This is a genomic window from Streptomyces sp. MspMP-M5, from assembly GCF_000373585.1.
GTDB lineage: Bacteria > Actinomycetota > Actinomycetes > Streptomycetales > Streptomycetaceae > Streptomyces.
This window is the reverse complement of record NZ_KB891896.1, coordinates 182,613-201,885: the sequence shown is the minus strand read 5'-3', so window position 1 is coordinate 201,885 and position 19,273 is coordinate 182,613. Positions and strand designations below refer to the sequence as shown.

Annotated in this window: 1 protein-coding gene and 1 pseudogene; both read right to left on the bottom strand. The window is 75.8% G+C overall.

Translation table 11 applies throughout. The features are described from left to right. Entirely contained in the window at nt 1–10,968 is a 10,968-nt protein-coding gene (locus tag B073_RS0120555) for a non-ribosomal peptide synthetase (protein WP_018539964.1), read from the bottom strand. Next, nucleotides 10,965–19,220 (bottom strand): annotated as a pseudogene (locus tag B073_RS40510) (amino acid adenylation domain-containing protein); the annotation flags it as partial. The gene B073_RS0120555 and the pseudogene B073_RS40510, both read right to left, overlap by 4 nt. Between the last annotated feature and the right edge of the window lie 53 nt (nt 19,221–19,273).

Sequence of the window (19,273 nt, the reverse complement as noted above, 5' to 3'; positions counted from 1 at the left end):
TCAGCGCTCCTGGACGTGTCGGGCGAGGGCGCGCAGCGCGTCGGCGAAGTCGTCGGCCACCTTGGCGACGGTCGCCCGGTGGTGCACGTTGCGCGAGAAGTACCAGGTGAAGCGGAGCCGTCCGGCCTGGACGGTGCCGACCACCTCCAGCGGGTGCCGGACCACCTCGTCCGGTCGCTGCTCGCGTCCGATCGGGTCGCCGAAGGCGTGGTAGAGCCGGCTCTCCCCGGCGCGCTGGGCCTCGTCGGCCTGTCCGTGGTAGTTGAACACCAGCTGTGCCGGGGCGCGTTCGGCGAGCGCGGCGCCGGGCGAGCCGGCCGGGCCCAGCCGGCGCAGCGCGCCGTAGCCGAAGCCGTTGCCGGGCAGCGCCCGCAGTTGCCGGCGGACGCCCTTGACGAGCGCGGGCCAGTCGTCCGGATCGTCGCCCACGTCGAGCGCGACCGGGTACTCGGTGGTGAACCAGCCGACCGTACGGGACAGGTCGAGGTCCTCGAAGAGCTCCTCCCTGCCGTGCCCCTCGGTGTCGAACACCACCTGCCGCTCGCCGGTCCAGCGGGACAGCACGCCGGCCAGCGCGGCGAACAGCACCTCGTGGAAGCGGGTGCGGAACACCCCGGCGGAGCGGCGCAGCAGCACCTCGCTGAGGTCCTCGGGCAGTTCCACCGTGACGGTCTGCACGGACTCCACCACCGCGGGGCCGGCGCCGTCGCGGGGGACCTCGGTCGCGGGCGGCAGCCCCTGCCAGTACGCGGCCTCCGCGTCCAGCGCGCCGTCGGCGACGTGCCGGGCGAGCCGGTGCGCCCAGCGGCCGAAGGTGCTGCCGGGGGCCGCCAGGGACACCGGTGCGCCACCGCGGGCCTGGGCGTAGCCCTCCTCCAGGTCCGCCAGCAGGATGCGCCAGGAGACGCCGTCGACGACGAGGTGGTGGGCGGTCAGGAACAGCGCGGGACGCTCCCCCGGCCCGAAGGTGAACAGTAGCGCCGCGAACAGCGGGCCGGAGCCCAGGGCCAGTCCGGCGTCGGCCTCGGCGGCCAACTCGTCCATGGCGGCGGCCCGTCGGCGGGTCGGTACCTCCGACAGGTCGTGCCGCTGCAGGACGTCCGCCGCGCTCGGCGCGGTGGCGTACTGCCGCCACGCTCCGGCCTCGCGGACGAAGCGGTGGCGCAGCGCCTCGTGCCGGTCGACCAGCGCGGTCAGCGCCCGGCCCAGCGCCGCCACGTCCGTGTCGGCGTGCAGCTCGACGAGGACGGACTGGGTGAAGTGGTGCGGGGCGAGCGGCACGCCGGCGAAGTAGTCGTGCTGGGCGGGGGTGAGCGGGATCGGGCCCGCCGCCGGGGCGTCCTCGGCCACCGGGGCCGGGGCGGTCTCCGCGGGCCGCGCCGGGGCGCGTTCGGTGGCCAGGGCGGCCAGCGGCCGGATGCTCTGGTGGACGAACAGGTCCTTCGTGGTCACCGCCAGGCCGGCCTGGCGCATCCGCTGGACGGCCTGGATGCTCAGCAGCGAGTCGCCGCCCAGCTGGAAGAAGTTGTCGTCGGTGCCGACCCGGGGCACGCCCAGGACGGCGGCCCAGATCTCCGCCAGGGTCCGCTCGGCGTCGGTGGCGGGCGCGCGGTAGGGCGCGGCCTCCTCGGCCGGGTCGTCGTCCGGGTCGGCTCGGCCGCCCTGCGCGGTCTGCCAAGTGACCGAGGACGCCGCCGGGTCGGTCGCGTTCGCCGGCACCAGGTCGGCCACCGCGCGGGGGTCCTCCGGCGCCGCGGCGAGCAGTGCCAGCAGCCGGCCGGCCAGCCGCTCGACGGTCGCCTCGTCGAACAGCGCGGTGCTGTAGCCGATCGCGGCCCGCAGGCCGTCCGGTCGGTCCACGAAGTCGAAGCTGAGGTCATGGCTGACCTCGTCGCTGACGTACGGGACCTCGGTGACCGTCAGACCGGGCAGCGCCGGCGGTGCCGAGCGGTCCGTCTCCAGCCCGACGAACACCTCGACCAGCGCGTTGCGGCTCGGGTCGCGGCGCGGCCGGAGCTCCTCCACCAGCCGGTCGAACGGCACCTCGGCATGCTCGAACGCCTCCAGCACGGTGCCGCGCACCGACTCCAGCAGCTCGCCGAAGGTGCGGTCCATGGCCACGGTGGAGCGGATCGCGACGGTGTTGACGAACAGCCCCACCACGCCTTCGAGTTCCTGCCGGGGGCGGCCGGCGGAGGGGGTGCCGACGACGATGTCCGGCCGGCCGGTCCAGCGGGCCAGCAGCAGCTGGACCGCGGCGGTCAGCACCATGAACAGCGTCGCGTCGTGGCGGCGCGCCAGCTCCTTGAGGCCGGCGGCCACCCGCGGCTCGATGTCCACCAGCAGCATCCGGCCGGCGGAGCTGCGGACCGCCGGCCGGGGCCGGTCGGTGGGCAGCGCCAGCGGGCGGACCCCGGCGAGCCGTTCGCGCCAGTAGGCGAGAGGGCCGTCCAGCGCCGGTCCGGACAGCAGCCGGCGCTGCCAGGCCGCGTAGTCGGCGTAGCCGAGGGGGAGTTCGGGCAGGGCGGGGGCGGTGCCGGCCAGCTCCGCGGCGTAGAGCACACCGAGCTCCTCGCAGAGCACCGCCATCGAACCGCCGTCGGTGGCGATGTGGTGGATGACGAGCAGCAGCAGGTGGTCGCGGGCCCCGAGCCGGAAGAGCTGGGCGCGCAGCACCGGGCCCTCGGCCAGGCGGAACGGCCGGGCCGCGGCGCGCGCCACCTCGTCGCGCAGGGCGTCCTCGCGCCGCTGTGCCGGCACCCCGGACAGGTCCGTCCGGGCACAGGGCACCTCGGCCGCCGGGTGCACGACCTGGCGGGCGCCGCCGTCGACGGCCTCGTAGGTGGTGCGCAGCGCCTCGTGCCGGGCGACGAGCCCGGTCAGCGCCCGCTGCAGCGCCCCGGCGTCCAGCGTGCCACCGAGCCGGAGGCCGGTGACGATGTGGTACTCGCTGCTGTCCGGGTCGAAGTCGTGCAGGAACCACTGGCGTTGCTGGGCGGACGACAGCGGCAGCGGGGCCGCGCGGTCGGCCCGTGTGAGCGGCGGGCCGGCGTCCTCGGAGGGCGCCTGCCGGTCCAGGGCCGCGGCGAGCGCGGCCACCGTCGGGGTGTCGAAGAGCTGGCGGGGCGAGGGTGCCACGCCCAGGGACGCCCGGATGCGGGAGATGACCCGGATGCTGAGGATCGAGTCGCCGCCCAGCTCGAAGAAGTTGTCGTGCACGCCGACCCGTTCGACGCCCAGCACCTCCTGCCAGATGCCGCACAGCAGCAGTTCGGTGCCGTCGGCGGGCGGGGCGTAGGGCCGGGCCGGGTCCTGGCCGCCGTCCGGGGCCGGCAGGGCGCGCCGGGCGACGGTGCCGCTCGGTGTCATCGGCAGCGCGTCCAGCACGACGTACGCGGTGGGCACCGCCGGGGCCGGCAGCCGCTCGGCGGCGAACGCCCGCAGCGCGCCCGGGTCCGGGACCCGTCCGGCGGCGGGCACGACATAGCCCACCAGGCGGGCCGGTCCGCCGTCGTCCCGGCGGACCGCGGCGGCCGCCGCCAAGACGTCCGGGTGCCGGGCCAACACCGCCTCCACCTCGCCCAGTTCGACCCGGAAGCCGCGGACCTTGACCTGGTCGTCGACCCGGCCCAGGCATTCGAGGTTCCCGTCGGCGCGCCAGCGCGCCAGGTCGCCGGTGCGGTACATCCGGGCGCCGGGCTCCGGCGCGAACGGGTCGTCGAGGAAGCGTTCGGCGGTCAGCTCCGGGCGGCCGAGATAGCCGCGGGAGACGCCGTCGCCGCCGATGTAGCACTCGCCGACGACGCCGGTGGGCACCGGGCGCATCCGGGCGTCCAGGACGTAGATCCGGGTGTTGGCCAGCGGCCGGCCGACGGGGACGAACGCGGCGTCCCCCAGCGGGTCCCGGCCGAGCTGGAAGACCGTGGAGTCGACCGTGGTCTCGGTCGAGCCGTAGGCGTTGACCAGCACCGTGCCCGGTGCCAGCCCGTCGAGGATCTCGGCGGCGGCGTCGGCCGGCCAGCCCTCGGACCCGACCATCAGCACCCGCAGCGCCTCCGGGCGGACACCGCGCCAGGTCAGCTCGGCGACCACCGCGCGGGCCAGCGTCGGCACGGTCACCATCAGCTGGGCCTCGCTCGCCAGCAGCAGGTCGGTCAGCGCCACCTGGTCGGCGACCGCGTCCTGCGGGCAGATCACCATCGTGCCGCCGAAGAGGGCGGAGAGCAGGAAGTCGCTGAAGAAGAGGTCGACCGAGATGCTGGAGACCGACAGCGCCCGCGGCCGCAGGGCGGCCAGGCCGTACCGCCGGTCCCAGCCGTGCAGCATGTGGTGGACGTGCCGGTGCTCGACCATCACGCCCTTGGGCCGGCCGGTGGTGCCGGAGGTGTAGATGACGTACGCCAGGTCCTCGGGCGTGACGGCGGTCTCCGGCGGCCCGGCGGGAAGCCCCTGGAGCAGCGGCAGTTCGCGGTCCAGGCAGACCGTGACCGCGTCGTACCCGGCCGTACGGTCGAGCAGCCGCTCCTCGGTCACCACGACCGGGACCGCGGCGTCCGCCAGCATGATCCGCAGCCGCTCCGCCGGATAGGCCGGGTCCAGCGGCACGAACGCGCCACCGGCCCGCAGCACGCCCAGCAGCGCCACCACGGCGTCCACCCCGCGGTCGGCGCAGACCCCGACCAGGGTGCCGGGGCCGACGCCCAGGCCGACCAGGTGGTGGGCCAACTGGTTGGCACGCGCCTCCAGTTCGGCGAAGGTCAGCTGCCGCTCGGCGTCGGTGACCGCCACCGCGTCCGGGGTCCGGGCGGCCCGCTCGGCGAACAGCTCGTGGACCGGCCGGGGCGGCGGGAAGGCGGCCGCGGTGTCGTTCCACCGCACCAGGAGGCGCTCGCGCTCCGCCGCGTCGAGCAGCGGGAGGTCGTCCATCGGGGTGTCCGGGGCGGTGACGATGCCGTCGAGGAGCGTCGCCAGGTGCCCGGTCAGCCGGCGCACGGTGGCCTCGTCGAACAGGTCCGGGTCGTAGCCGAGGTTCAGATGCAGCGTGTCGGCGGCGTACGCAGTCAGGGTGAGCGCGTAGTTGGTGACCTCGTCGCCCTGGAACGTGCCCAGTCCGAGGCCGTACCCGGCGGCGGCGTCGCCGTCGTAGGGGTAGTTCTCGAAGACCACGATGCTGTCGAAGAGGTTGGTGCCGGCCGGGACGCCGCTGGCGCGCTGGATCTGCGCCAGCGAGACGTACTCGTACTGCCGGGAGTCGAGCTGTGCGCCCTGGAGGTCCCGCAGCCACTCGACGGCCGGGGTGCCGTCGATCCGTGCCCGCACCGGAACGGTGTTGATGAACAGGCCGGCCATCGCCTCGGCGCCCGGCAGGGTCGCCGGCCGGCCGGAGACGGTGGTGCCGAAGCAGACGTCGTCGGCGCCGGAGTAGCGCGCCAGCAGGGCCGCCCAGGCGCCCTGCACCAGGGTGTTGACGGTCAGCCGGGCCGCCCGGGCGGCCTCGGTCAGCCGGGCGGTGCGCTCGGCGGACAGCGTGACCCGCACCTCGTGGGAGGAGCGGGTGCCGTGCGCCTTGACCGGCTGCCGGTCGTAGGGCAGCGGGGTCGGCACGGTGAAGCCGTCGACCACCGACCGCCAGTGGGCCCGCGCCGCCGCCTCGTCCTGTTCGCCCAGCCAGCGCACATAGTCGCGGTACGGGCGGCGGGCCGGGGCGGCGGAGCGCGGGCCGCCGGTCAGCGCGGCGTAGCCGGCGCACACCTCCGACAGCAGCCCGGCGAAGCTCCAGCCGTCCATCAGGATGTGGTGCGAGGTCCAGTACATCTGCACCGCGGTGTCGGTCAGCCGCACCAGGGTCAGCCGCAGCGCGGGCGGCTGCGCGAGGTCGATGACGGTCTCGGTGCGCCGCGCCCACAGCTCGTCCAGGGCCGCCTGCCGGTCCTGCTCGGTCAGCGCCCGCAGGTCGTGGTGGGTCACCGGGACCCGGGCGGTGCGGTGCACCACCTGCAGCGGCTCGGCGACGTCCTGCCAGACGATCGCGGTGCGCAGCGCCGGTGTGCGGTCCACGACCTGCTGCCAGGCCGCGGCCAGCGCCCCGGGGTCGGTGACCCCGTCGATCCGGACGCCGAAGTGCCCGGTGTACGGGTCGCGTCCGGACTCGCTGAGCGCGTGGAAGAGCATGCCGCTCTGCATCGGCGTGAGCGGGTAGACGTCCTCGACCGCCCGGCCGTCGCCGGCGATCCGGTCCACGGTGGGCTGGTCGAGGGCGGCCAGCGGGAAGTCGGAGGGCGTGGCGCCGCCGGAGCCGGGCTCGGCGCAGTGCGCCACGATCGCCTCCAGCGCGGCCATGAACGCCGTCGCGAGCCGCTCGACGGTCTCCGTGCGGTGCCGCTCGGTGGAGTACGTCCAGGCGAACTCCAGCCGGCCGCCGGTCACCTGGCCGTTGATCTCCAGCAGGTGGTGCCGGCGCTGGTCCGCGGCCCGTTCGGCGCCCGGGCTGTCCAGCAGCGCGCGGGCCAGCCCGCCGGGTCCGGCGGTCGCCTCCAGCCGGCCGAGGTAGTTGAAGCCGACCTCCGGTTCCGGGCCGGTGGCGAGCCGGGTGCCGGGTCCCGCGAGGTGGCGCAGCACCCCGTGGCCCAGGCCGTTGCGCGGTATCGCGCGCAGCTGCTCCTTGACGCTCTTGAGGACCGTCCCCCAGTCGCGGTCGCCGGGGAGTTGCAGGGTGACCGGGAAGACGGTGGTGAACCACCCGACGGTGCGGCTGAGGTCGACGTCGTCGAAGAGGTCCTCCCGGCCGTGGCCCTCCAGGGCGACCAGCACCCGGTCGCCGCCCGTCCAGTCGGTCAGCACCCGGCCCAGCGCGCTCAGCAGCACGTCGTTGATCTGGGTGCGGTACGCCTCGGGCACCTGGCGGAGCAGGGCGTCGGTGGCCGGCGCGGAGAGCCGTGCGGTGACCGTACGGGCCGAGCCCGCGGTGTTGCCGTCCGGCGCGCCGGCCACGTCCACCGGGAGCGGTGCGGCCTGGTGTGCGGCGGCCGACGCGGCCTCCCAGTACGGGAGTTCGTCCCGCAGGCCGTCCTCGGCGGCGTGCCGGGACAGCCGGCGCGACCAGTCGCGGAAGGAGGTGGTCCGGGGGCCCAGGTCGACCGGCCGGCCGGCCAGGGCCTGGCGGTATCCGGTCTCCAGGTCCGCGAGGAGGATGCGCCAGGACATCCCGTCGACGACGAGGTGGTGGGCGACGAGGTACAGCCGGGCCGGCCGGCCGGCCCCCAGGGCGAACAGGCGGGCGCGCAGCAGCGGCCCGGCGGCCAGGTCGAACCCGCGCTGGGCGGCGTCGATCTCGGCCGTCATCGCGGCGTCCTGCGCCTGTGGGTCGAGGCGGGACAGGTCGACGGGGACGAGGAGTTCGCCGGTCTCGGCGGCGGCGTGGTGCAGCCGCCACCGGTCGCCGTCGGGCTCCGCGCGCAGCCGCAGCGCGTCGTGGTGCGCGGTCAGCGCGGCCAGTGCGGTGCGCAGCGCCGCGCGGTCCGGGTCCTCGGCCAGCTCCAGGTACAGCGACTGGTTGAACTGCTCCAGGCTGGCGCCGAGGGTGTCGAAGAACCAGTGCTGGATGGGGGTGAGCGGCAGCTCGCCGGTGACCGGTCCGTCGTCGGCCGCGGCCCGTCCGGCCGCCGGCTCCTCGGCGACGGCCTCGGCGGCCAGGTCGGCGATGGTCTGCCGCAGGAAGGTCTGCTTGGCGGTCACCCGCAGTCCGGCGGCCCGGGCCCGCGCCACCACCTGGAGGCTGAGGATGGAGTCCCCGCCCAGGTCGAAGAAGTTGTCCTCGACGCCGAGGTCGTCGACCCCGAGGACCTCCGACCAGATGCGGGCCAGGGTCCGCTCCGCCGGGGTGCGCGGCGCGACGCGGGGACCGTGACCGGTCCGGCCCAGGTCGGGGGCCGGCAGCGCCCGCCGGTCGACCTTCCCGTTGGCGTTCTGCGGGAGGCGGTCCAGCAGGACGACGACCGAGGGCACCATGTGCTCGGGCAGCGCCGCGCGGGCGAACTCCCGCAGGCGGGCGGCGGTGTCGGCGTCCGCGGGGCCCGTGGGGGCGGCCGGGACGGCGTAGGCGACCAGGCGGTGGGTGCCGCGCTCGTCCTTGTGGACCGCGGCGGCCACCGCCGTGACGCCGTCGTGGCGGGACAACACGGCCTCGACCTCGCCGAGTTCGATCCGGAAGCCGCGCAGCTTGACCTGGTCGTCGGTGCGGCCCAGGTAGTCCAGGTCGCCGCCGGGCAGCCAGCGGGCGCGGTCGCCGGTGCGGTACATCCGGCTGCCGGGCGGGCCGTACGGGTCGGCGACGAAGCGTTCGGCGGTCAGCGCGGTACGTCCCAAGTAGCCGCGGGCCAGCGCGATGCCGGAGAGGTACACCTCGCCGGGGACGCCGGCCGGCACCGGGCGCAGCCGGTCGTCCAGGACGCTGACCCGGACGCCGGGCAGCGGGCGGCCGATGGGGACCGCCGCACCGACCGTGTCGGGGGTCAGCGGGCGGCTCATGCTGGCGCAGACGGTGGCCTCGGTCGGGCCGTAGGCGTTGATCATGCGGTGGTGCGCGGACCAGGCGCGGGCCACCGCCGGCGGGCAGCTCTCGCCCGCCACGATCAGCGTCAAGTCCGCGGGCAGCGTGCCCGGGGTGAGCGCGGAGAGCGCGCCGGGCGGCAGCGTCACATGGGTGACCCGGTGTGCGGCCAGCACCTCGGTCAGCGGCGGGCCGGGCAGGATGCGCTGCTGGCCGACGACCACCAGCGCGCCGCCGGACAGCAGCGCCATCCCCAGCTCGGAGAAGCCGGCGTCGAAGCCGAGGGCGGCGAACGACAGCACCCGGGCGCCGGGGCCGGAGCGGAAGTGCGCCGACTGCCCCGCCGCCAGGCCGTGCGCACCGGCGTGGGTGACCACCACGCCCTTGGGGCGGCCGGTCGAGCCGGAGGTATAGATGACGTACGCCGGGTGCTCGGGCAGCAGCGGGGCCGGCAGCTCGCCGGCGGTCAGCGGGGCGCCGTCGTACCGGGCGGCGCCGGCCTCGGGGCCGTCGAGCAGCAGCGCGGGCGCGCCGAGGTCGGTGCCGCCGTCGAAGCCGGACACCGTGAGCACCAGCAGCGGGCGGGCGTCCTCGACCATCAGCCGGTTGCGTTCGGCGGGGTTCCTGGGGTCCAGCGGCAGATAGGCGGCGCCGGCCTTGAGGACCGCGAGGATCGCCACGACGGTCTCCGCGGAGCGCGGCAACGCCAGCGCCACCAGCGTCTCCGGGCCGGCCCCGCGGGCGAGCAGCAGCCGCGCCAACCGGTTGGCGCGGGCGTCCAGTTCGGCGTAGCCGAGGGTCTCCTCGTCGGTGACCAGGGCGTCGGCGTCCGGAGTGCGGGCCACCTGCGCGGCGAAGAGTTCCGGGATGGTGCGGGCCGGGCGGCCGGGCCCGGAGTGCGGCCACTCCTCGGTCACCTCGCGGCGCTCGCCGGCCGGCAGCACGGCCAGTTCCGCCACCGGGACGGTGGGCCGCGCCGTCAGGTCGTCGAGCAGGGTGAGCAGTCCGGCGGCGGTGCGTGCGGCGGTGTCCGCGTCGAACAGGTCGATGTTGTAGGTGAGATGGCCGTCCAGGCGGCCGTCCCGCTCGGTGAAGTCGAAGGCCAGCTCCATGCTGGAGGTGACCACCGGCGGCAGCAGCTCCTCGATCCGCAGCCCCGGTGTCCTGGTGCCGGCGCGCGGGGTGTTGTGGAGGTTCACCGCGACCTCGGCCAGCGGCGGCCGGCTGGGGTCGCGCTCCGGCCGCAGCGCCTCGACGACCCGCTGGAACGGCACGTCCTCGTGCGCGAAGGCGTCCAGGACGGTGCCGCGCACGGCGGTCAGCAGCTCGGTGAACGGGCGGTCCTCCGCGATGCGGGTACGGAGCACCAGGTTGTTGACGAAGAAGCCGACGAGGTGCTCGGTCTCCGGCCGACCGCGGCCGGCCGCGGCGGTACCCACCGCCAGGTCCAGCTGCCCGGTCCGGCGGGACAGCAGCAGCTGGACCGCGGCGACCAGCGTCATGAAAAGGGTGGCGCCGTGCGCCCGGCCCAGCGCCCTGAGCCGGCCGGTGAGCTGCGGGGGCACCTCGAAGGTGTGCAGCGCGCCGGCGCTGGTGCGCACCGGCGGCCGCGGCCGGGTCGTCGGCAGGTCGAGCGGGGTCAGACCGGCCAGCGCGCGGCGCCAGTGGTCGAGCCCTTCGGCCAGCCGCTCGGCGGTCAGCCGGTCGTGCTGCCAGGCCGCGACGTCGGTGAAGCGCACCGGGAGTTCGGGCAGCCGGGCCGGCTCCCCACGCACCGCCGCGGTGTACAGGGCGGTCAGCTCGCGCTGCAGGACGCCGGTCGACCAGCCGTCGGTGACGATGTGGTGCAGGCCCAGCGCCAGGACGTGGTCGTCGGCGGCCAGCCGGATCAGCTGGGCCCGCAGCACCGGGCCGCGGCGCAGGTCGAACGGGCGCCGGGCCTCGGCCAGCAGCAGGGTGCGCAACGCGTCGTCCCGCTCGTCGCCGGGCGTCGCCGACAGGTCGACGAGCGGGAACTCCGGCTTGCCCGGCGGGTGCACGGTCTGCTGCGCCCGGCCGTCACGGGCGTCGAAGGTGGTGCGCAGCGCCCCGTGCCGGGCGACGACGCCGGTCAGTGCCTCGGTGAGCGCGTCGAGGTCGAGCCGGCCGTGCAGCCGCAGCACCCGCAGGGTGTTGTACTCGTTGCTGTCCGGTTCGAGTTCGTGCAGGTACCACAGGCGTTCCTGGGCGGGCGAGAGCGGGACCGGGCCGTCGTGCGCGAGGCGCGGGATCGGCTCGGCGCCGGGCGCCGCGGCCGCCTTGCCGGCGAGCCGGGCGCGCAGCAGCTCCCGGGCGTGGGCGGGCAGCGCGGCGGTGCGTGCGGCCCGGGACGCCGGGGCGGTGGTCGGGATCTCGGGCTGGTCCGCTGCAGAGCTGGTCATAGGGCGCCGCCTCCGACGGCTTCTTCCAACTGCGCCAGGATCGTGTCCTCCAGGCGCTCGGCGAGTGCGGCGATGGTGGGAGCGTCGAAGAAGTCGCGGGGCGAGACTTCCACGCCGAACGCGCCGCTCATCCGTGCCATCAGGCGCAGGCTGGTGACGGAGTCCCCGCCGAGGTCGAAGAAGTTGTCCTCGACCCCGACCTGTGCGAGGCCCAGCAGCTCCGCCCAGAGGGCGGCCAGGGCCTCCTCCGTGGGGGTGCGGGGGGCGACCGGTGCGGCGGCGGTCCGGCCGGCCGGGTCCGGTGCGGGCAGCGCCCGGACGTCGACCTTGCCGGTCGGGCCGAGCGGCAGCGCCGCCAGGGCGACCAGGGCCGACGGCACCATGTAGCCGGGAAGTTCGCCCTCCAGGGCGCGCAGCAGTGCGGTGGTGTCCGGCGCCGTGCCGCCCGCCGGGCCGGCCGGGTCCGCGACGACGTAGCCGACGAGGCGTTTGTGGCCGGTGCCGTCGTCCCGGGCGATCACCGCCGCCTCCGCGACGCCGGGCTGCCGCAGCAGGGCGCTCTCCACCTCGGCGGGCTCCACGCGATAGCCACGGATCTTGACCTGGTTGTCCACCCGCCCGGCGAACTCCAGCCGGCCCTCGGGCGTCCAGCGCACCAGGTCGCCGGTGCGGTAGAGGCGGCTGCCGGGCGGGCCGAACGGGTCGGCGACGAAGCGCTGGGCGGTCAGGTCCGGGCGGCCCAGATAGCCGCGGGCCAGGCCCGCGCCGCCGAGGTACAGCTCTCCGGTGACGCCGACCGGTACGACGGCCAGCCGCTCGTCCAGGACGTAGCAGCGGGTGTTGGGCACCGGCGGGCCGAGCGGTACCCGGCGGCCGGTCGCCGCGGGGTCGACGCGGTGCAGCGCCACCGACAGGGTCGCCTCGCTGGGCCCGTAGATGTTGAACAGCCGCCGCCCGCGCGCCCATTCACGGGCGAGTTCGGGCGCCAGCACATCGCCGGCCAGCCCCAGGCTGCGCACGCCGGGCAGTGCCGAAGCGTCCAGCACCGCGGCCACCGCGGGCGGCAGCGTCAGCGCGCTGATCGACTCCGCGCGCAGCTGCTCGGCGAGCCGGGCCGGGCTCTGCCGCGCCTCGGGCGTGGCGATGACGAGGGTGGCGCCGGACGCCAGCGTCAGGAAGACCTCCCAGACACCGCCGTCGAAACTCATCGTGTAGAACTGCAGCATCCGGCTGCCGGGGCCGAGGTCGTAGAGCCGGACGGCCTCGGTGACGATGTTGAACAGCGAGCGGTGCTCCACCATCACCCCCTTCGGGCGGCCGGTCGAGCCGGAGGTGTAGGTGACGTACGCCAGGTCACCGGCGTCGCCTGGTCCCTCCGGGGCGGTCTCCGGGTACCCGGCGACGGCCGTCAGGTCCCGGTCCAGGCAGATCACCCGGGCCTGGGTCGGGGGCAGTCCGGGCCGCACGTGCTCCTGGGTGAGCAGGACCGCGGGCCGGGACTCGGCGAGCATGGCGGCCAGCCGCTGCGCGGGGAACTCCGGGTCGAGCGGGACGTAACCGGCGCCCGCCTTGAGGGTGCCCAGGATGGCCACCACGACCTCGGCGCTGCGCTCCACGGCGATGCCGACCAGCGCGCCCCGGCAGGCGCCGGCCGCCCGCAGGTGGTGCGCGAGCTGGTTGGCCCGCCGGTCCAACTCGCCGTAGGTCAGCTGCCGTTCGCCGTCGACGACGGCCACGGCGTCCGGCCGGGCCGCGGCCCGTTCGGCGATGACCGCGTCCAGCCGGCGGTCGACCGGGTACGCCGAGGCGGTGTCGGTCCAGGTGTCCACGATGGTGTGCCGCTCGGCCGCGGTGAGCCAGGGCAGCTCGCGGACCCGGCGGTCGGGGTCGCGGGCGGTCTCCGTCAGCAGGGTGTGCAGCTGCCCCGTGAGCCGCTCGACGGTGCCGTGGTCGAACAGCGCGGTGTCGTAGGACAGCACCACGGACAGTTCGTCGCCGGCGTAGACGATGGCGTTGAGCGGGTAGTTGGAGGTGTTGCTGGCCTCGATCGCGTCGAGCCGGAGGCCGTAGCGGCGGGCGACGCCCACCTCGGCGGGGAAGTTCTCGAAGGCCAGCACACAGTCGAACAGCGCGCCGTCGGAGTGCTCCGGGGCCCATCCCTGCACCTGGGCGAGGGAGACCTGCTCGTGGTCGCGCGCCTCGGCCTGCTCGTCCTGCACCCGGCGCAGCCAGGCCGGCAGGGCGGCGTCCGGATCGACCTCGACGCGCACCGGCAGGGTGTTGATGAACAGCCCGATCACCGACTCGGCGCCGGCGAGTTCGTCCGGGCGGCCGGCGACCGTCGCGCCGAACAGCACGTCCCGCTCTCCGCTGTACCGGGCGAGCAGCAGCGCCCACAGGCCCTGCACCACAGTGTTCAGCGTGACCCCGGCGCGCCGGGCGACCTCCCCGAGCCGGGCGGTCTCCGCGGCCGACAGCCGCAGGGTGCGGGAGGCGTCGGGGGCGGCCCGGTGGGTGCCGGTGGGCGGCCGGTCGTACGGCAGCGGGGTGGGCGACTCGCGTCCGGTGAGCGCCGCCCGCCAGTACGTCTCGGCGGCGGCGCCGTCCTGGGCGGCGAGCCAGGCGACGAACTCGGCGTAGGTGTGCCGCTCCGGTGCGGTGTACGGCACGCCGTCGGCGAGCGCGGCGTACTCCCCCAGCACCTCGGCGAGCACCTGGAGCGCGCTCCAGCCGTCCAGCAGCAGGTGGTGGAAGGTCCACACCAGTTGGAGCCGGCCGGCGCCCAGCCGGGCGAGGGCGAGCCGCATCAGCGGCGCGCGGTGCAGATCGAGGCCCCGCGCCCGGTCCTCGGCCAGGTGGCGGGTGAGCGCCGCCCGGCGCCCGGTCTCGTCCAGCGCCGTCCAGTCGAGGTGCGCCACCGGTATCCGCGCCCCGGACCGCACGACCTGGAGGGGTTCGGCGAGCCCTTCCCAGAACAGGTCGGTGCGCAGCACCGGGGTGCGGTCCACCACCCGCTGCCAGGCGTCGGCGAGCAGCTCCGGCGCGTGGATGCCGTCCAGCACGAAGTGGAAGTGCTCGACATACAGGCCGCGTTCGGTGTCCATCAGGTTGTGGAAGAGCAGCCCGCTCTGCATCGGGGTGAGCGGGTAGGCGTCCTCGGCCGGGGCGCCGGGGTCGCCGAGCCGCGCGATGCCGGCCGCGTCCAGGCCGCTCAGGGCGAACGCCCGCTCGGCCGGCTCCCCTTCCGGGTCGGCGGGCCGCCGGTCCACGGTCACGGCCGGGCCGAGCGCGGCGATGGTCTGCAGCCGGAAGAGGTCCTTGGACGCCAGCCGCAGACCGGCCTTGCGGGCCAGCACCGCGACCTGCAGCCCGGCGATCGAGTCGCCGCCCAGGGCGAAGAAGTTGTCGTGCACGCCGACCCGTTCGACGTCGAGCACCTCGGCCCAGACGGCGGCCAGCGCCTCCTCGACGGCGTTGCGGGGCGCGGCGTAGGCGGTCCCGCCGGCGGCCGGCTCCGGGTCGGGCAGCGCCCGCCGGTCGATCTTGCCGTTCGGGGTCAGCGGCAGCGCGTCGAGCAGCACGAAGGAGGACGGGACCATGTACTCCGGCAGTACGGAGGCGAGGTGCCCGGCCAGTTCCTCCGGGTCGGGTGCCGCGCCGCGGTCGGGGACCACGTACGCGACCAGCGCGCGGCGGCCCGGTGCGGGCTCCCGGACCGTGACGAAGACCTGTACGAGCTCCGGGCGGCGGGCCAGCGCGCTCTCGATCTCACCCAACTCGATGCGGTAGCCGCGGAGTTTGACCTGGTTGTCGGCGCGGCCGAGGAAGTCCAGGGTGCCGTCCGGCAGCCAGCGCACGATGTCGCCGGTGCGGTACATCCGCGTGCCGGGCGGCCCGAACGGGCAGCCCACGAAGCGTTCGGCGGTCAGGTCGGGGCGGTCGAAGTAGCCGCGGGCCAGCCCCGCGCCGGCGAGGTACAGCTCGCCGGGCACGCCGACGGGGGCCGGGCGGAGCCGGTCGTCGAGGACATAGGCGGCGGTGTTGTACAGGGGAGCGCCGATGGACGGCAGGCCGGTGGGCGCGCCGGCGCCGAGCGGGGCGACCGGGGCCTGCGTCGCGGCCACCGTCGCCTCCGCCGGGCCGTAGGCGTTGACCAGTGTGAACGGCAGCCCCGGCTGCGGCCGGCGGCGCAGCGAGTCGCCGATGACCATGAGGGTGCGCAGCCGGGTCCCGGTGATCGCCGGGACGTCCAGCAGCGATTCGATGCGCGGGGTCGGCAGATAGGCCACCGTGGTGCCGTTGGCGGTGAACCACTCGACCAGTGCCGTCGGGTCGTCCAGCGTCTCCTGGTCGGGCTGGTCCACCCGGGCGCCGGCGCACAGATACGGCCACACCTCGCCGACCGCCACGTCGAAGGCGAGCCCGACCACCGAGGAGCCGCGGTCCTGCGGGCCGATGTCCCAGGCGTCGTTGTGCCAGGCGCAGTAGTCGGTCAGCGCGCCGTGCGGCACCGCGACGCCCTTGGGGCGGCCGGTGGAGCCGGAGGTGTGGACGAGGTACGCCAGGTCGTCGGGGCCGGTCGGGACCTTGGGGTCGGCCGCGGAGTGGCGGGCGATCTCCGGTGCCGCCGCGTCGAGGTCGACGACGGCGGTCCCGGTGGCCGGGAGCCCCGCGGCCCGCTCGCCGGTGGTCAGCAGTACGGGCGTGCCGGTCTCCGTCAGGAGCTGACCGAGCCGCGCGGCGGGGGTGTCCGGCGCGGTCGGGACGTAGGCGCCGCCGGCCTTGAGCACCGCGAGCATCGCCACCACCAGCTGGGGCCGGCGGTCGAGGTTCAGCACCACCGGCGTGCCCCGGCCGACCCCGAGCCCGATCAGGAAGTGCGCCAACTGGTTGGCGCGGGCGTCGAGTTCGGCGTAGGTCAGGGATTCCGTGCGGTGGGTCACGGCGAGCGCGTCGGGGGTGCGGCGCGCCTGCTCGGCGAACTGGCGGTGCACGCCCAGCGTCGTGGGCAGCGGGGTGGCGGTGTCGTTCCAGTCGTGGAGCACGGTGCGGCGCTCCTCGGCGGTCAGCAGCGGCAGGTCGTGCAGCGGCGTGCCCGGGGCGGTGCGGACGGCGTCCAGCAGCACCCGCAGCTGTCCCGCCAGCCGCTCGACGGTCGCGGCGTCGAACAGGTCGGTGTTGTACTCGACCGAGACCTCCAGCGCGCCGGCCCGCTCGGTGACGTCCACCGTGAGGTCGAAGATCGCGGCCGGTCGCGGCAGCGGGACGGTCTCGGTGCGCAGGCCGGCGAACTCCTCAGCGGCGGCCGGGGCGTTCTGCAGCAGCAGCATCGCCTGCACCACCGGGGTGCGGCTCGGGTCGCGCTCCACGCCCAGCGCGTCCACGACCTGGTCGAACGGCACGTCCTGGTGGGCGAAGGCGCCCAGTACGGTCTGCCGCACCTCGCCGAGGAAGGCGTCGAACGGCTGCTCGCCGCGGACGTCGGAGCGCAGCACCACGGTGTTGATGAACGCGCCGACCAGGCGCTCGACCTGGGGGTGGTCGCGGCCCGAGACGGCGGTGCCCAGGGCGATGTCGCGCTGCCCGGACCAGCGCGCGAGGAGGACCTGCAGCGCGGCGGTCAGCGTCATGAAGAGCGTGGCGCCGTGGGCCGCGCCCAGCTCCTTGAGGCCGGCGACCAGCCGGCGGTCCAGAGTGCAGCGGTACGCCGCGCCGGCGGAGGTCCGCACCGCGGGCCGGGGCCGGTCGGTGGGCAGCTGCAGCGCTGCCACCCCCGCCAACCGGCCGCGCCAGTAGTCGAGTTGGGGCGCCAGCCGGCCGTCGGCGGCGAGGGCGCGCTGCCAGGCGGCGTAGTCGCCGTAGCGGACCGGCAGCGGCGGCAGCTCCACGGGGACGCCGCGGCGGGCGGCGTGGTAGCGGGTGCTCAGCTCGTCGGTGATCAACCCCATCGACCAGCCGTCGGTGGCGACGTGGTGCACGCCGATCACCAGGACGTGGTCGCGGTCGCTGCGGCCGACCAGCAGCACCCGCAGCACCGGCCCGGCGGCCAGATCGAACGGCCGGGCCACCTCCTCGGCCAGCAGCCGCCGTTGGGCGTCCTCCAGCTCCTGGCCGCTCAGCGCGGTGAGGTCGCGGACGTCCAGCGGCACCGGGTGGCCCTCGGCCGGGGCGATCACCGCGGTGGGGCGGCCGTCCCGGGACAGCACGGTCGTGCGCAGCGGCTCGTGGCGGGCGATCAGCCCGGCCAGGGCGGTGCGCAGCGCCGCGGTGTCGAGGGGGCCGCGCAGCCGCAGCGCGGAGTGGACGTTGTACTCGACCTCGCCCGGGTCGAGTTCGTGGAACAGCCAGAACCGCTGCTGGGTGAAGGACAGCGGCAGCGCGCCGGTACGCGGCGCGGCCGGTATCCGCTCGGCCGCCCCCGTGCCGGCCGCCGCGCGGCGCCGGGCCAGCGCGCGGACCGTGGGGGCGGCGAAGAACTCGGCGGCGGTCAGGTGCAGTCCGAGGGCGGTGCGCATCCGGGACAGCACCCGCACCACGGACAGCGAGTCGCCGCCCAGCTCGAAGAAGTCGTCCTCGGCGCCGACCTGTTCGGCACCGAGCACCTCCCGCCAGATACCGGCCAGCGCCTCCTCGGTGGCGCCCTCCGGCGCGCGGTAGGCGGCGTCGATGCTGTCCGCGCGGGTCGGCGCGGGCAGCGCCCGGCGGTCCAGCTTGCCGTTGGCGGTCAGCGGGAAGGCCGCCAGGGTGTGGAACGCGGTGGGGATCATGTAGCCGGGCAGCCGGGTGGCCAGCGCGGCACGCAGCCGGGACGGCGTGGGGCGGCCGGCGCCCGACGGCACGACGTACGCGACCAGCCGGCGCTCGCCCGACGCCTCGTCCCGTACCACCACGGCGGCCTGGTCGACCGAGGGGTCTTGGGCCAGCGCGTGCGAGACCTCGCCCAGCTCGATCCGGAAGCCGCGGATCTTGACCTGGTCGTCGCTGCGCCGGAGGTATTCCAGGCCGCCGTCGGGCAGCCGCCGCACCAGGTCGCCGGAGCGGTACATCCGGGCTCCGGGCGGGCCGAACGGGCAGGCCACGAAGCGCTCCGCGGTCAGCCCCGGCCGCCCCGCGTAGTTGCGGGCCAGGCCCGGCCCGGCCACGTACAGTTCGCCCTCGGCACCCACCGGCACCGGCCGCAGATCCTCGTCGAGCACGTGGAAGGCCAGGTCGGGGAGGGCGACGCCGACGGCGCTGCCCGCGGCGCGGGCCGCCCCCTCCCGGTCCAGCGCCAGGAAGGAGGCGTGCACCGTGGTCTCGGTGATGCCGTACATGTTGACCAGCGTCGGACCGCCGGCGGTCCCGTCGTCGTGGCGCTCGTACCAGTCGGCGAGCTTGCCGAGGTCCAGCGCCTCGCCGGCGAAGACGACGTAGCGCAGGGCGAGCCGGGCGCCGAGTTCCGGGTGCTCCCGGTCGGCGGCCATCAGCTGGTAGAACGCCGACGGCGTCTGGTTGAGGACGGTCACCCGCTCCTCGACCAGCAGCCGCAGGAAGTCGGCGGGGGCGCGGGTGACGGCGTGCGGAACGACCACCAGCCGGCCGCCGTGCAGCAGCGCGCCCCAGATCTCCCAGACCGACACGTCGAAGGCGAAGGAGTGGAACAGCGGCCAGACGTCGTGCTCGTCGAAGCCGTACCAGTGGGCGGTGGACGACAGCAGCCGCGCGACGTTGCCGTGCGGGACGACGACGCCCTTGGGCCGGCCGGTCGAGCCGGAGGTGTAGATGACGTAGGCGGGATTCTCCGGGGAGCGGGGGGCGGCCGGGACGGGCGCGGTGTCCGCCCCGGTCGCGCGCCGGGCCGCGGCCTCGGCGGCCTCCCGCTCCCAGGCGTCCATGACCAGCCAGTCCGTCCCGGCCGCGGCCGGCTCCCCGGCCAGGGCGTCCCGGAGGTCCTCGGTGGTGACCGTCGTCACCGGGCGGGCGTCGCCGAGGATGTAGGTGATGCGGTCGGCCGGGTACTCCGGGTCGATCGGGACGTAGCCGGCGCCGGACTTCAGCACCGCGAGGATCGCCACGACCAGGTCGGCGGAGCGGGGCAGCAGCAGCGCGACGAACCGCTCGGGGCCCGCCCCGCGCGCGGCCAGCACGGCGGCCAGGCGCGCGGCCCGGTCGTCGAGTTCGCGGTAGCTCACCGCCCGGCCCTCGAACACCACCGCCGTGCGGTCCGGTGTCCTCGCCACCTGCTCCGCGAACAATTCGTCCAGGCGACGCTCGCGCCACTCACCCATGGAAAACCCCCTCAGCCGACATGGTCGTTGGTGCCTGC

What these genes read in the sequence shown, in the direction of transcription:
- B073_RS0120555 (WP_018539964.1), bottom strand. Translation starts at nt 10,968, where the DNA reads ATGACCAGCTCTGCAGCGGACCAGCCCGAGATCCCGACCACCGCCCCG.